Genomic DNA, 13,660 nt, shown 5'->3' with positions numbered 1-13,660 from the left:
ATTCATCAACCAATCGAGCGCTTCAATTGTAGAGACCATCATTGAGCAGAATGAGGTCTACCATGACGAACGAAATGGAACTGCAGCTCAAGGGCTATGGGCTCACGACGGCCCAAATTCTCTATCGCATGCCCGATCATCAAAACTTCCTGCAAACCTATATCTGGCAGCACTACGATCTCGCGCCGCATTTTCCGGAAATGAACAGCTTCCTGAAATTCTGGCAGGAGACGCTGGAAGGTCCGTTGCATTCAGTGCGCTACGTCCACCGCAAGCTGATCTCGGCTTCCGACTGGCGCGCGCTCAAGGGCGAGTTCATCATCAACTGATCGTTGCCTCGGGAGTGCCGACTGAGATCGGCGTGTCAGACATGCACCTCGCCATGCGCCAGTTCGCCCTCGCCCGGCTCCCTGTGAACGGCGGCATAGGCCATGATACCGTAGAAGATCGCGACGATCCCGATGACCAGCCAGCCGGGAACGGGACCGAGCGCGGCATTGCCGACCATCTCGCGCAGGGATGACACGGCACGCGGCGCCCCGCCCTCGGCCTGCAGCACCGGCGAGGAGATTTTCAGCGCCCAGGCGAGCGCCAGGATGAGATACATCCAGCAATAGTTGCGCCGGAGCCGCCGGCAGACGGCTTGGCGATAGCTCATCAGGAAGGCCGGGCGGCGCAGGCTGTCGGCGATGGGGGCGGCCCAGGTCGCGGTGAATGTTGCCTGCGGACAGAGCATCTGGGCAAAATAGCCGCGCTCGATCTGGCGCACGCGGGCGCGGTAGACATCGAAGAACCGATAGCGTCGCGCCTCGATGAACAAAAGCAGCGTGATCAGCAGCATCGCGAACAGAAGCACGCCATGATGCGAGGACGGTGTCGACAGCGAAACGGATAGCAGCGCGGCAACCACCGTGATGGCCCAGTTCGAAGTTCGGTCGATCCGGTCGCGCCAGCCCGCCATGCGTGCCATTTCGCCGCGGTAGTAGTGAATGAGTGCGGTTATCGTCTCCGACGAGGTCGCAGGCAAGGGTGGGCTCTTCGGCTCGGCATTGTCCTTCAGGAGCCCGATCGGGCTAAATTCCGCAGCCATGGTCATTTCCTCCGGATTTTGTTGTTTTCAGCATCATGCGCCCGATTTCGCCATCAGGAAACGATTTTCAAGCGGCAAACGCCTGCGAAGCGGGTTTCGCATTGCCAAACGGGGATCGGCGCCGTAAAGACGCGGCCATGCAGAAGATTGATGAAGAAGCCCTCGCCGAAGCCTACAATCGCGCCCTTGCGCTGGAGAAATCCGGCGATATCGACGCGGCCGTCAAAGCCTATGCGGATGTGCTCGCCATCGATCCCGAGGATCATGGCGGCGCGACCGTCCGCATCGCATCGATGGGGCGCGGCGAAACGCCGGACAAGGCGCCGGACGCCTATGTCACGACGCTGTTCGACCAGCACGCCGAAGTGTTCGAGGACGTGCTCGTCGAACAACTCGATTATCACGTGCCGCTTCTGGTGCGCCAGCGGCTGCAGGCGCTTGGCCTCGGGCCATTCGCCCGCGTGCTCGATCTCGGCTGCGGCACGGGGCTGACAGGCGGCGCGCTGCGCGACATGGCGGAGGATATCACCGGCATCGACCTGTCGGAAAACATGGTCGAGATCGCCCATGAAAAGGACCTCTACGAAACGCTCTACGTTGCCGAGGTCGTCGACTTCCTCGAGGACAATGACGACGAGCCTTTCGACCTGATCACGGCAACCGACGTCCTGCCCTATCTCGGCGCTCTCGAAGCCCTGTTCTTCGGCGTCGCAGAGAACTTGAACCCGGGCGGCCTGCTGATCTTCTCGAGCGAAACCTTACCCGACGAGACCTTAGACGGCCGCACCTTCATGGTCGGTCCGAACCAGCGCTTCGCCCACGCGCAGTCCTATGTCCGCGACCGGTTGAACGCGATCGGCTTCGATGTCGTCGAACTGACGGATATCACCGTGCGCATGGAGGACGGCCAGCCGATCGCCGGCCATCTTGTGATCGCAAAGCTGCGGGGCTGATCCCGTTCAGGCGTCGTGTGTCTCGGGTATCTCGTACCAGTCACCCTTGAACTCCGTCAGGATGTTCTTGATGATCTTCTTGCCGGTATCGCCGTCGATGACGCCGGCTGACACCATCAAGAGGTCCGTGCCGATATTGTCCTTGAACAACCGGCTGCCGCAGGTCGCGCAAAAGCCACGGCGAGCCTTGTCCGAATAGCCCCACCATTGCAATGTGCCATCAGCCTCGAAGCGCACGTCACTGCGCGGTGCGCCGATCACGGCCATGTAGTTGCCGTGCGCCTTGCGGCAATCGCCGCAATGGCAGCAGAAGACACCCGCCGATTCCGCCGGAATGGAAAATTTGACACCGCCGCAGCGGCAGGAAGCGTTCAGTCGTTCAGCCATGGAAACGGTCCTCCGGGTCGTGAAAAGCAGGTCTGCGAACCCGGCAACGGCCGCGTTAGCAGACAGACATACGGCGCAACGGCGACACTTCAAGCGTCTTGTCTCCCGCAATCGACCACACTTTCCAGCATGTCGATGGAAATTATTTAAGCAGAACACAATCAGAAATGGATAATTCAACCTTTTGGTGCTCTCGGTTTATGGACGCCGGCAAAGCTCCGCCCTTACGCTGCAGGCACAACTTAAGGGGGAAAATCAATGGATACTTCTCTGACTTGGCTTACCGCTGCCGGCGGAATTTTCGGGCTTGTCGTGACCTTCATCGAAAATTTCCTCGGACTTGACGCAATCGCCCTGCTGCTGACGATCATGACGCCCACACTTCTGCTCTATGCGCGACATGAGGTCCGGCTTCGACGCCTGCGCTCGATCAAGGACTTTCTGATGTCCTTCAGCACCAATACGATCAGGGCGGCGGATGACAGGAAAATCGGCGCTGCCAATGGCGCCGCCCCCATTACCAATCCCAAATCGCCGGGGTCGGCCGGAACCGCCATCAACACCCGATTGACCAACAATCCTTCCTTTGAATTCGTGAAATCCAAGTACATTTCCGATCTGCATGTGAGGGACCCCGCCCAAGGCAAGACCTTCGACCAGATGAACGACATTGAGCAGATCAATTGGATCATCAAGAGCATCGGACGCTTTGGCTCGCGCAACGACTGGAAGATATTCCTGTCGGCTTTCGGCTTTGTCCTTCTTTGTTATTTTGGCTTCTCCGCCCTGCACCAGACGCTGATCTGCGGCTTGGGAGCCAACACCAGCAATTGCCTCCAGCCGACAGTAGATGCCGCAGGAACCCAAACCGCCGAAATCTATGGCAATTGGGGCCAGCTTGCCGTGATCGGCTCCCTCGCATTTGCCGGTGCCTTCGTTGCGGCCATCCGGAATTTCGTTCGGTCGGTAGCGGTCTTTGACCTGTCACCATATACGTTCTTGCGGCATACGGCCGAGATTGTCGCCTCGGTCATCTTCACGATCGTCCTCTTCGCCGTGTTTCGCGACCCCATGAGCTATATCACCGACCTCGTCGCGACGATCGTGCCCGGTGCGACCACCGCCAACTCCGCGACACCCGGTGCAGGCAATGCAACGGGAGAGCATATCCAGCCCATCTGGTTTGGTCTCGCGCCGCTTCTCGGTCTCATACCGCAGAGTGCGACCAAGTTCCTGCTGATCAAGTTCCAGTCGCTGATCAACTGGATCAAGACCACGGACGATCGCTTCGTCAGCGTCACCAAGATCGTGTCGCTCGATATCATCGACGGCATCGACTACGAGACCCGCTTCCGTCTGGAGGAATGCGGCATCTACGACGTCCAGAACCTGGCAACGTACAATCCGATCATGCTGCATATCGAATCGCCCTTTGGCATCTACCAGGTCTTTGACTGGATCGCGCAGGCGCAGCTCTGCCATATCCTCGGGCCGGAGAAATTCCTGATCTTCCGGGAGTTGAATATCCGCACCATTTTCGATCTCGAACGCGCCATCAACAGCAAATACTCGGTCAAGGCCTTCGATGAAATCTGCTCCGGCGTGCTGATGGCCTCGACCAGCAGCATGCGCGAAACGGTGCGGATCAGCGTCACCAAACCCGTCGCCGTCGATGACGGGAAGGCGCAGGCCATGGAAGCGGACGCCTACTGCCTCTGGGCACGCAATCGCATGATGCGCGACGACGATTCAGCGGCGACAGAGCATGTCCTGAGATGGATCGCCGACGATCTGCATGTCCGCCGCCTGCGCCGGCTCTGGCTCGATATTTCCGCAAGCCTCGGGGACGAATCCAACGCATTGCCGGATGGGATTAATCCTGACGAACTGGCGAAGAAGAGGGAAGAACAGAAAGCAGCAGAAAAGAAGGCGAACGAGGAACAGGAAGAACGCGAGAAGGAAGAAAGAAGGAAGGCCGAGGCACAACCGGTTCAGCCGGTACAACCCGCCGAGCCGATAACACCTACCCCTTAGAGCATCGTTCCCTTAATACGACCCATTCTGCTGGAAGGAATTTTGGCCAGAACCAAGGCGACTGGCGAAAAGCGCAGCAAAAGCTGCGGTTGAGACGGCCACCGCCGGTCGTGGCCAAAATTCATCCAGCCCTTCGGGTTGGCTGAAAACGGCCGCCCACTGCGGCGGATGGCTGGACCGATGGATGTCGCATCGCTCTGCGCCATCCTTCTTGTGGATCGGCCGTTTTGAGCCAACAGAATGGATCGTATTAAGGGAACGATGCTCTAGATCGCCAGACAATGAGCTCCTCGAAAACGGCGCGCTCAAAAGCGTCGTTTTCACGGCCGTGAGCCTCTCGGAATCCACTGTCCCGACCTGTGACTGTCGCCAAGCCCCTTCCCCGCTTCTCCCTCATCAGCTAAGTCTCGGGCACAGGAACTTCAGGAGTTTGGAATGGCAAAAGTCGCATTCATTGGTCTGGGCGTCATGGGATATCCGATGGCCGGCCATCTCAAGGTCAAGGGCGGGCACGAACTCACGGTGTATAACCGTACCGCCGCCAAGGCCGAGCAATGGGCCGCTGAGTTCGGCGGGCGGGCCGCCGCGACGCCGGCGCAAGCCGCCGAAGGCGCCGCGTTCGTCTTTTGCTGCGTCGGCAATGACGACGACCTGCGCTCCGTCACCACCGGCAGGGACGGCGCGTTCGAGACCTTGAAGTCCGGCGCCGTCTTCATCGACAACACCACCGCCTCGGCCGAGGTCGCCCGCGAACTCGACGCCGCCGCCGCCGCGCGCGGCGCCCATTTCATCGATGCCCCCGTCTCCGGCGGCCAGGCGGGCGCCGAGAACGGCGTGTTGACGGTCATGTGCGGCGGCGATCCGGCCGCCTTCGAGCGCGCCCGGCCGGTCATCGACGCCTATGCGCGCATGGTCGGCCTGATGGGACCCGCCGGCAGCGGGCAACTGACCAAGATGGTCAACCAGATTTGCATTGCCGGCCTCGTCCAAGGGCTCGCCGAAGGCATCCATTTCGGCAAGAAGGCCGGCCTCGACATCGAGAAGGTTATCGAGGTCATTTCCAAGGGGGCGGCCGGCTCCTGGCAGATGGAAAACCGCCACAAGACCATGAATGCCGGACAATACGACTTCGGATTCGCCGTCGACTGGATGCGCAAGGATCTGGATATCGTCCTGACCGAAGCGCGCAACAACGGCGCGCGATTGCCGGTGACAGCGCTGGTCGACCAGTTCTATGCGGACGTGCAGGCAGCGGGTGGCAACCGGCTGGACACGTCGTCGCTGCTGTCGCGGTTGGAGAAGTAGAAAAATACGCGTCAGGCGGCGCTGCTGGAACCGCAGCGGCGCAGCCTGATTTTCGGCTTACTCCTCGCTGGACTTCGCCTGATCGATCTGCATGTAATCGAGCGGCAGCTGCGTCGTGTACTTGATCTGCTCCATCGCGAAGGCGGACGAGACGGCGCGGATTTCGATCTTGGCGATCATCCGCTTGTAGAAGGCGTCATAAGCCGCGATATCGGGAACGACGACGCGCAGCAGATAATCGACGTCGCCGCTCATGCGGTAGAACTCCACCACTTCCGGAAACTCGCCGACCACTTCGGAAAAACGCTTCAGCCATTCGATCGAATGAGTGTTGGTGCGGATCGACACGAAGACGGTGACCTTGGTGTTGACCTTGACCGGATCGAGCAACGCCACGCGGCCACGGATGACGCCGTCTTCTTCCATTTTCTGAATTCGGCGCCAGCACGGCGTCGTCGACAGGCCGACCTTCTTGGCGAGGTCCGCCACCGCCAGCGTTGAATCTTCCTGCAGAAGACGCAGGATTTTGCGATCAAGACGATCCATAGAGAAGCCCCCTTCGAATAATATTCTCTCTATATCGCGAAAAAAGATCGATGAAAGAAAATTGTTTCAGGAAGACAGATTTTTTATCCGCTCTCGCAAGACCGGCAGGACCTCGGCCTCGAACCAGGGATTTTTCTTCAGCCAGCTGGTGTTACGCCAACTCGGATGCGGCAGGGCGAGCACCGCCGGGCCGGCATTCGACCCCAGATAGGCGCGCCAGTTGCGCACGGTCTCGGTCATGGAAGCAGCCTTGCGCGCACCGAGATGCCAGGCCTGCGCATACTGACCGATCGCCAGCACCAATTCGACCTGCGGCATGGCGTCGATTACCGGCTGACGCCAGCGCGGCGCGCATTCACGGCGCGGCGGCAGATCGCTACCATGGGCGTCATAGCCGGGAAAACAGAAGCCCATTGGCACGATGGCAAAGCGGTCGCGATCGTAGAACTCGTTCCGTGTCACACCCAGCCAGTCGCGCAACCGGTTTCCGGAAGCGTCGTCGAACGGCAGGCCGCTTTCGTGGACGCGCAGCCCCGGCGCCTGCCCGGCAATCAGGATGCGCGCCTTCGACGAGATCACCGCCACCGGCCGGGGTTCATGCGGCAATCGATATTCGGGTCCGCGCGCCGGCGCGTCCCGACAGATCCGGCAGGCGGCAATCGCCACGCGCAAATCCTCCAACCGTTTATCCTCAGCGTCAGTCATTCCAAAATTCCACCCACCAGTCGCCAAGCCGCGACAGCATGATCCGCAATGTCCCATTCGGCATATGGGGTAGCTCGTCCATACCGCCATGGGTCCGCCGCCAGGTGCGCGGTGCATCGAACGTGCCAGCCCACAGTCCCAGCCGATTGCGTTTCGCCATTTCCTCCTCCACGTCGTATGCACCGAAGGCAGTGGCATAGCCGCTGCCGACCATTGCGGCATTGAGATCAAGGCCGCGAACCAGGCAGATAGCCAGGAGCCGTCCATAGCGGTCGCTACCATCAGCTGCGCAGGCGGCCCTGCCCTCGCCGATCAGCGCCTCCAGGTGATCCTTCGCCGCTCGACCGCATGTCCATGGCTGGCCCTCGCGTTCGCAGACCTGGCGCAGTTCCGGCGCATCGATACCGACCAGCCGGATACGCTGTCCGCCAATCACCAGCGTGTCGCCATCGACGACGCGTGCCTGTCCGCTCAAAGCCGCGCGGTTGCGCTCGTCGAGCCGCACCACGACAAGCCCGAGAAACAGGAAAATCAGCGCTGTCAGAAGCAAATCCCGAATGACGCGAGCTGTGCGGTTCATGGTCTTCCCGGCGGCACTCGGTGCCGGTTCACGTTACGGAAGGAGGGTGCAAAGACTTGCAAAAGCAGCAACTTCTTAAGGATTCGCCCTTAAACTTCAAGCTATCCGGTTCCAGCGTTTGAGATCATGAGCAAGGGCGTCAGCACCTCGACAGACAAGATCATCGTCGACAAATCGCGCAGCCATCGCAACGCGGCTGTGGCGAAAGCCGTGCGCACGACCAGAGAACGCCTGCAATCGGGCCCTTCCAACGCGTCCGGCTTCGACAAGGAAATGCTGGCGCTGCACATCGATGCGATGCTGCGGGGCGCGATCGGCATGCCGCTCTTCCTGTTCCTGATCACCGGCGTCGGGGTTTATCTTTCGGAGCGTACGGCGCTCATCGCCTGGGCCATCATGGCGCTCTGCGTTCATTCGATCGGCATCCTGGTGGCACGCAAGGCCAAGAGCGATGACATCACGACCGAGAGAGTTTCCTACTGGCGCCGCCGCCTGCTGGCCGTACAAGCCGCTCTCGGCATCTGCTGGGCCGCCTTCATCCTGCAGGGTTGCGATAATTGCGGCGAAGTCAATTTCGAATTCTACAAGGCCGCGGTGATCCTGATCGTGCTCGCGGCAACCGCCATGGGCACGTTCCTGCTGCGCAACGCCCTGCTTGTCACCTTCCTTCCGGTGGTCGTGGCTCTTGCGGGCTTGACCATCAAATCGGCGAGCCCGGGCTACATGGCCCTGACGGCCGTGTTGACGACCTCACTGATCTTCCTGGTCTTCATGACCAATCGCATGCACCGCGCCAACGTCCATATCCTGTCCGTCCAGTCGGAAAAGGACGACCTGATCGCCGAACTGGAGGTCGCGAAGTCCATGTCCGACGAGGCGCGCCGCCGCGCCGAAGAGGCCAACCTGGCAAAGTCCCGCTTCCTCGCCTCGATGTCGCATGAATTGCGCACGCCGCTCAACGCCATCCTCGGCTTCTCCGAGGTCATGTCGACGGAAGTGCTCGGCCCGCTGAACAATCCGATCTACAAGGAATATACCGGCGATATCCACCGCTCGGGCCAGCACCTGCTCGACCTGATCAACGAAATCCTCGACCTCTCGCGCATCGAAGCCGGCAAATACGACCTGAACGAGGAAGCCATCCATCTGGTCGAGATCACCGAGGATTGCATCGGCATGGTGCAATTGCGGGCCCGCACCAAGAACATCACCATCACCGAGCAGTTCGAACACGGCATGCCTGCCGTCTGGGTGGACGAAAAATCGATGCGTCAGGTGACGCTGAACCTGCTCTCCAACGCGGTCAAGTTCACCTCCGCCGGCGGCGAGATTTCCGTGAAATGCGGCTGGACGGCCGGCGGCGGCCAGTACCTGTCGATCAAGGACAACGGCCCCGGCATACCGGAAGACGAAATTCCGGTCGTGCTCTCGGCCTTCGGCCAAGGCTCCATCGCCATCAAGAGCGCCGAACAGGGAACCGGCCTTGGCCTGCCGATCGTTCAGGCGATCCTCGCCAAGCATAATGGCGAATTCATCCTGCGCTCCAAGCTGCGCGAGGGCACGGAAGCCATCGCCATCCTGCCGTCGAAACGCGTCCTGCAGAGCATCCCTGCCGTCGAGGACGCCCCGGCTATCGAACGCCGCAGGAAGAGTTTTGCCTAGGAAATCTTAGTCCGCCAGCACATGGGCTGTGCCGTGCACCGAGATGCGCACGAAATCGCCTGGTTCCGGCAGTTCGAAACCGACGCAGCGGATCGACAGGAAATCCGGCATGGCGCGATCGTTGCGGTCGAGCCGCACCAGAACCATGCAGTTGCCGCCACCGAACTCCACGTCGTCGATGCGGCCGAACGGGCTTTCCGGCTTCGTGCCCTTGGCCTGCATGGTCAGCCGGATTTGCTCGGGCCGCAGCATGACCGTTGCCCTGCCCGCCTTGGGCGTGCCATCGACCTCCAGCGATCCCAGCGCGCAGTCGGCGCGGCCGTCATTGATGGTGGCGTCGAGCAGGATCGCCTCGCCGAGAAATGCCGCCGTCTCGCGATCCGCCGGCCGCCTGTAGAGCGCGCGCGGCGGTCCGAACTGGATGAGCCTGCCCTGCCGCAACACCGCCACCTGATCGGCAAAGGACAGCGCCTCCGCCTGATCGTGGGTGACGAGAATCGCAGTCGTGCCGGATGCCCGTAGAACCCGAGCCACGGTGCGGCGCATGGTATCGCGCAATCCCGTGTCGAGCGCGGAAAAAGGCTCGTCAAGCAGCATCAGCCGTGGCTTCAGCGCCAGCGCCCGAGCGAGCGCCACGCGTTGCTGCTGGCCGCCGGACAACTGGTGCGGTCGGCGCGTCGCCATGATGCCGTCGAGTTCCACCATGTCCATCAGATCGGCTATGCGCTGCGTGCGGTCGCTGGCACGCTTGTCCATGCCGAAGCCAATATTCTCGGCGACGGTCAGATGCGGGAACAGTGCCCCGTCCTGCGAAACGATGCCGATACCGCGCTTGTGGGCGGGAACCAGCAGTCCGTCATCGGCAAGCATCTTTCCGTCGAGCATCAACGACCCGCTGTCCGGCGTCTCGAAGCCCGCGATGATGCGCAACAGCGTCGTCTTGCCGGAACCGGACGGACCGACGATCGCGGTTCGTCCGCCCGCTTCGATGCTCATCCGGATGGCATCCAGCGCCACCGTCGCACCGTAGGATTTGCTGATGGCGTCGATCGTCAGAAACGTCATTGTCCGGTCGCCCGTCTGGCTTGCACGTAGAGAAGGTAGGTGAGCGGCAGCGAGAGAAGCACCATCATCACCGCATACGGCGCTGCCGCCACATAATCGATTTCGCTGGTCAGCGACCAGAATTTCGTCGCCAGCGTCTCGACGCCGGTCGGCGACAGCATCAGCGTTGCCGTCAGTTCGTTGGTGATGCCGAGTGCCACCAGCGCGATGCTGGCCGCGGCGCCGGGTGCGGAAAGCCGCATCGTCGTCTGACGCACCGCCTGGAACGGCGTGCGGCCCAGCGCCATCGCCACACGTTCTAGCTCCACCGGCGCCTGCGCGATGCTGGTGCGCAGGCCGACCATGGCGCGCGGCAGGAACAGCATGATATAGGCGACGAACAGGGTCGCGAATGTCTGGTAAAGCGGCAATACCAGCCGCACGGTGATCGTCACCAGCGCCAGCGCCACGACCACGCCCGGCAGCGAACCGACATAATAGTGGCAGGCCTCGAAGACCCGCTGCAGCCGGCCGGGCGCCCTGACCGACAGCCAGGCCATCGGCGCGGCCGCGATCGTCGCCAGCACGCCGCCGGCAATCGCCAGAATGACCGTCTGCAGGAAGGCACTGCCGACGAGGTCGACCCGCCAGATGTCCGTTCCGCCGATATAGAGCCAGCGGCTGAGCGTGACGAAGGGCACGCCGAGCGCGAGCGCCGCGACGGCGACATTCAGCACCAGCGCTGGAAACGCGAGCCAGCCGAGGACACGCTTGTCGGCCGGACGCGCGGCCCCCGAGCCGACACGCGCGTAGCGCTCGCGACCGCGCAGCATCGCCTCGATCATCAGCAGCAGCAGGCAGCAGGCGACCAGAACGCCGGCCAGCATGTTGGCGGCCGGTCCGTTGAAAGCCGACTGGAACTGGTCGACGATGGCGGTGGAAAAGGTGTCGAAACGGATCATCACATAGAGGCCGTATTCCGCCAGCAGGTGCAGTCCGACCAGCAGCGAACCGCCGCAGATCGCCAGCCGCAATTGCGGCAGGATCGCCCGGAAGAAGACCTGCCATGGATTGAGCCCGAGCGAAGCCGCCGCATCCTCGATCGCAGGGTCGAGCCGCCGCAACTGTGCGGCGACCGGCAGGTAGAGAAAGGGAAAATAGGCGAGCACCGAAACCAGCACGCCGCCTGTCAAACCGTGCAGGCCGGGCACCAGGCTGATCCAGGCATAGGAATGCACGAACGCAGGCACCGCCAGCGGGGCAACGGCGAGCCAGGACCAGATGCGGGCGCCGGGAAGATCCGTCCGCTCCGTCAGCCAGGCCAGCGCCACGGACAGCGCGATGGTCAACGGCAGGGTGCAGATTTCGAGCAGCGCCGTGTTGATCAGCAACTCGCCGACACGGCCGCGGAAAATCAGCTTCGAAGCGGTTTCCCAGCCGGTCTGCACGGTGATGATTGCGATGAAACCGAGCGGCACCAGGCTGACGAGGGAAACCAGCGCCGCGACAACTGTGACCCAGAGATAGGGGACACGCGTCCTGCCACGGGCGGCGGTCAGCAACCGGCGGGCAGTGGAGGACGATTCGGCGGGAAACGCGTTGGCGCTCAAGGGGCAGCTTTCAAACGAAATCGACATTCGCAGCCGGCCTTCCAAGGGGCGACTGCGAATATCTTTATATTCGAAGATCACGACCTAAGCGGAGATTTCCGTTCAGGTTTACGATCGATCAAAGGCTGCCTATCACAGCAGACCGGCCGCCGTCATTAGGTCTGTGACTTTTGCGCTGTTGAGCGCGGCCGGATCGACCTTCGGGTAGCGCAAATCCGCCAGTGGCGTCAGGGATGCGTTCGAGGCTTCGCCACTGCCGACGGCATATTCGAACGAGGTGCCGTCACGCAGAATGCCCTGCCCGCCCTTGCCGGTTACCCAGGCGAGGAACTTCTGGGCATTTTCCTTGTGCTGGCTGGCGGCAAGCACGCCGCCGCCGGAAATGCTGACGAAAGCGCCCGGATCCTCGTTCTTGAAATAATGCAGCGCGACGTTCTTCGAGTTCTCTCCCGTCTTCGCCTGGTCGCCGAAATAGTAGTAATGATAGATCACGGCACCTTCGACTTCGCCAGCATTGACGGCCTTCATGGCTGTCGAATTGCCTTTGTAGGCGGTAAAGTTCTCTTTCATCGCGGCCAGCCAGGACGCGGTCGTCTCTTCGCCCTTCAGAGCCAGCAGCGCGCTGACGATCGCCTGGAAATCGGCGCCTGACGGAGATGCGGCCCAGCGGCCCTTCCAGCTCGGATCGGCAAGGTCGAGCAGCGACTTCGGCAGCTTGTCTTCGGTCAGCTTGGTCTTGTCATAGGCAAACACCGTCGAACGAGCAGCAACGCCGATCCAGTGACCGTTGGACGGACGGAAGTTTTCCGGAACCTGCGCCAGCGTCTCGGCCGCGACCGGCTCGAACAGGCCGGCACCATCGACCAACGCCATGGCCGGCGAATTTTCGGTCAGGAAGACGTCGGCCGGGGATGCGGCCCCTTCCTGGACGATCTGGTTGGCGAACTCCATGTCCGAGCCCTTGCGCAGCGTCACCTTGATGCCGGTTTCCTTGGTGAAGGCTTCGGCCCAGGCGACGCCCAGGCTTTCGTGCTGCGCATTGTAGACCACGATGCCGATATCGTCGCTGGCATAGGCAGCGGTCGCGCCCAGCACCAGCATCGACGCCCCGATGAGTGTTGCCGAGAATGCACCGGCGGAACGTGGGAAGGAGTTTTTCATGACAGCCTCTCAAAATTGGTCCGGACGCTGAATGTCCGGTGCAGCCGGTATATAATCATGATCTGATCCGTCAACTTTGATCGATCATTCCGGCGCCCAAGCCACTCACATTATTTTGAGACATTTGGAGGGAATAAATCGAGACCAGGCTTTTCCCGCGTCAGACCGCAAAGAAATGAGACAGGAAGACGACATAGATGGCATAGCCGCCATTGGCGAGGATCAGGCACAGGCAGGCCAGCGATCCGAGGTCCTTGGCGTTCCTGCCCATCTCGGAGATTTCCGGGGAGACGCGATCGACGATTTCCTCGATCGCCGTGTTCAGCGCCTCGAACGCGATCATCAGCAGGAAGAGAACGAGCATCGCGACATATTGAAAAAGGTTCGCGCCGCTGATGACGAAAGCAATCATCGCGACGGCAAACGCGCCAAGTTCATGACGAAACGCCGCTTCGCCGAGAAGACGCTTGGCGCCGCCGAAGGAATAGGTCGCGGCTGCGAAGAAATGCCGGATTCCCGTCAGCTTTTTTACCGGCTTTTCACTGCCCATGTCACGATAGTTCCTGTCCGAATACATGCTTAC

General features: G+C 61.3%; 14 protein-coding genes. 5 read left to right on the top strand and 9 right to left on the bottom strand.

Annotation, left to right across the window (positions count from 1 at the left end; genetic code table 11):
* The first annotated feature begins 62 nt into the window (after nt 1-62).
* Nucleotides 63-329 (top strand): usg protein, encoded by a 267-nt coding sequence (locus ACST81_RS12080; protein ID WP_438747927.1) that lies wholly within the window; start codon nt 63-65, stop codon nt 327-329.
* Nucleotides 330-364: 35 nt separating this feature from the next.
* Here ACST81_RS12080 and ACST81_RS12075 read toward each other — a convergent pair whose 3' ends face one another.
* Nucleotides 365-1,090: a DUF2270 domain-containing protein gene (locus ACST81_RS12075; protein WP_438747926.1), complete on the bottom strand. Its 726-nt coding sequence runs from the start codon at nt 1,088-1,090 to the stop codon at nt 365-367.
* Between the two features lie 137 nt (nt 1,091-1,227).
* Between ACST81_RS12075 and ACST81_RS12070 the strand changes: the two genes are divergently transcribed.
* A complete protein-coding gene (locus ACST81_RS12070; protein ID WP_438747923.1) occupies nt 1,228-2,043 on the top strand; it encodes a methyltransferase domain-containing protein in 816 nt (271 codons plus the stop codon).
* Between the two features lie 6 nt (nt 2,044-2,049).
* Here the strand turns inward: ACST81_RS12070 and ACST81_RS12065 are convergent, their stop codons facing one another.
* Nucleotides 2,050-2,430 carry a GFA family protein gene (locus ACST81_RS12065; protein ID WP_438747922.1) on the bottom strand — a complete coding sequence of 127 codons (381 nt, stop codon included), beginning with the start codon at nt 2,428-2,430 and terminating at the stop codon, nt 2,050-2,052.
* Between the two features lie 258 nt (nt 2,431-2,688).
* Between ACST81_RS12065 and ACST81_RS12060 the strand changes: the two genes are divergently transcribed.
* Both ACST81_RS12060 and ACST81_RS12055 read left to right on the top strand, forming a co-directional pair.
* Complete coding sequence (locus ACST81_RS12060; RefSeq protein WP_438747920.1) at nt 2,689-4,464, top strand: hypothetical protein; 1,776 nt, start codon at nt 2,689-2,691, stop codon at nt 4,462-4,464.
* 435 nt (nt 4,465-4,899) lie between these two features.
* A complete protein-coding gene (locus ACST81_RS12055; RefSeq protein ID WP_438747918.1) occupies nt 4,900-5,769 on the top strand; it encodes an NAD(P)-dependent oxidoreductase in 870 nt (289 codons plus the stop codon).
* A 57-nt stretch (nt 5,770-5,826) separates the two neighbouring features.
* On the opposite strand, the gene ACST81_RS12050 is transcribed toward ACST81_RS12055, so the two are convergent.
* The 3 genes from ACST81_RS12050 to ACST81_RS12040 all read right to left on the bottom strand — a co-directional run bounded on the left by ACST81_RS12050 (nt 5,827) and on the right by ACST81_RS12040 (nt 7,600).
* On the bottom strand, nt 5,827-6,315 hold the full coding sequence (locus tag ACST81_RS12050; protein ID WP_438747916.1) for an Lrp/AsnC family transcriptional regulator: 489 nt from the start codon (nt 6,313-6,315) through the stop codon (nt 5,827-5,829).
* A 66-nt stretch (nt 6,316-6,381) separates the two neighbouring features.
* Nucleotides 6,382-7,020 carry a uracil-DNA glycosylase family protein gene (locus ACST81_RS12045; protein ID WP_438747913.1) on the bottom strand — a complete coding sequence of 213 codons (639 nt, stop codon included), beginning with the start codon at nt 7,018-7,020 and terminating at the stop codon, nt 6,382-6,384.
* Nucleotides 7,013-7,600: a thermonuclease family protein gene (locus ACST81_RS12040; RefSeq protein WP_438747911.1), complete on the bottom strand. Its 588-nt coding sequence runs from the start codon at nt 7,598-7,600 to the stop codon at nt 7,013-7,015. Before ACST81_RS12040 ends, ACST81_RS12045 begins: the two co-directional genes overlap by 8 nt.
* Nucleotides 7,601-7,726: 126 nt before the next feature.
* Here ACST81_RS12040 and ACST81_RS12035 point away from each other — a divergent pair, with 126 nt between their 5' ends.
* Nucleotides 7,727-9,262, top strand: a complete 1,536-nt coding sequence (locus tag ACST81_RS12035) for a sensor histidine kinase (RefSeq protein WP_438747908.1) — start codon at nt 7,727-7,729, stop codon at nt 9,260-9,262.
* A 6-nt stretch (nt 9,263-9,268) separates the two neighbouring features.
* Here ACST81_RS12035 and ACST81_RS12030 read toward each other — a convergent pair whose 3' ends face one another.
* From ACST81_RS12030 to ACST81_RS12015, 4 genes are all read right to left on the bottom strand, one after another.
* Nucleotides 9,269-10,327 (bottom strand): ABC transporter ATP-binding protein, encoded by a 1,059-nt coding sequence (locus ACST81_RS12030; protein WP_438747906.1) that lies wholly within the window; start codon nt 10,325-10,327, stop codon nt 9,269-9,271.
* Nucleotides 10,324-11,943 (bottom strand): ABC transporter permease, encoded by a 1,620-nt coding sequence (locus tag ACST81_RS12025; RefSeq protein WP_438747904.1) that lies wholly within the window; start codon nt 11,941-11,943, stop codon nt 10,324-10,326. Before ACST81_RS12025 ends, ACST81_RS12030 begins: the two co-directional genes overlap by 4 nt.
* Nucleotides 11,944-12,048: 105 nt before the next feature.
* A complete protein-coding gene (locus tag ACST81_RS12020; protein WP_438747903.1) occupies nt 12,049-13,077 on the bottom strand; it encodes an iron ABC transporter substrate-binding protein in 1,029 nt (342 codons plus the stop codon).
* Between the two features lie 160 nt (nt 13,078-13,237).
* On the bottom strand, nt 13,238-13,654 hold the full coding sequence (locus tag ACST81_RS12015; RefSeq protein WP_438747900.1) for a diacylglycerol kinase: 417 nt from the start codon (nt 13,652-13,654) through the stop codon (nt 13,238-13,240).
* Nucleotides 13,655-13,660: the final 6 nt, after the last annotated feature.

Source organism: Pararhizobium sp. O133 (assembly GCF_051669845.1).
In the GTDB taxonomy this organism is placed as follows: domain Bacteria; phylum Pseudomonadota; class Alphaproteobacteria; order Rhizobiales; family Rhizobiaceae; genus Pararhizobium.
The sequence above is the reverse complement of the archived record's forward strand: the minus strand, read 5'-3'. Positions and strand labels throughout refer to the sequence as shown.

Bases quoted from the DNA above. Each gene is read 5' to 3' on its own strand.
- ACST81_RS12080 (WP_438747927.1), top strand. From the start codon at position 63: ATGACGAACGAAATGGAACTGCAGCTCAAGGGCTATGGGCTCACGACG.
- ACST81_RS12075 (WP_438747926.1), bottom strand. From the start codon at position 1,090: ATGGCTGCGGAATTTAGCCCGATCGGGCTCCTGAAGGACAATGCCGAG.
- ACST81_RS12070 (WP_438747923.1), top strand. From the start codon at position 1,228: ATGCAGAAGATTGATGAAGAAGCCCTCGCCGAAGCCTACAATCGCGCC.
- ACST81_RS12065 (WP_438747922.1), bottom strand. From the start codon at position 2,430: ATGGCTGAACGACTGAACGCTTCCTGCCGCTGCGGCGGTGTCAAATTT.
- ACST81_RS12060 (WP_438747920.1), top strand. From the start codon at position 2,689: ATGGATACTTCTCTGACTTGGCTTACCGCTGCCGGCGGAATTTTCGGG.
- ACST81_RS12055 (WP_438747918.1), top strand. From the start codon at position 4,900: ATGGCAAAAGTCGCATTCATTGGTCTGGGCGTCATGGGATATCCGATG.
- ACST81_RS12050 (WP_438747916.1), bottom strand. From the start codon at position 6,315: ATGGATCGTCTTGATCGCAAAATCCTGCGTCTTCTGCAGGAAGATTCA.
- ACST81_RS12045 (WP_438747913.1), bottom strand. From the start codon at position 7,020: ATGACTGACGCTGAGGATAAACGGTTGGAGGATTTGCGCGTGGCGATT.
- ACST81_RS12040 (WP_438747911.1), bottom strand. From the start codon at position 7,600: ATGAACCGCACAGCTCGCGTCATTCGGGATTTGCTTCTGACAGCGCTG.
- ACST81_RS12035 (WP_438747908.1), top strand. From the start codon at position 7,727: ATGAGCAAGGGCGTCAGCACCTCGACAGACAAGATCATCGTCGACAAA.
- ACST81_RS12030 (WP_438747906.1), bottom strand. From the start codon at position 10,327: ATGACGTTTCTGACGATCGACGCCATCAGCAAATCCTACGGTGCGACG.
- ACST81_RS12025 (WP_438747904.1), bottom strand. From the start codon at position 11,943: ATGTCGATTTCGTTTGAAAGCTGCCCCTTGAGCGCCAACGCGTTTCCC.
- ACST81_RS12020 (WP_438747903.1), bottom strand. From the start codon at position 13,077: ATGAAAAACTCCTTCCCACGTTCCGCCGGTGCATTCTCGGCAACACTC.
- ACST81_RS12015 (WP_438747900.1), bottom strand. From the start codon at position 13,654: ATGTATTCGGACAGGAACTATCGTGACATGGGCAGTGAAAAGCCGGTA.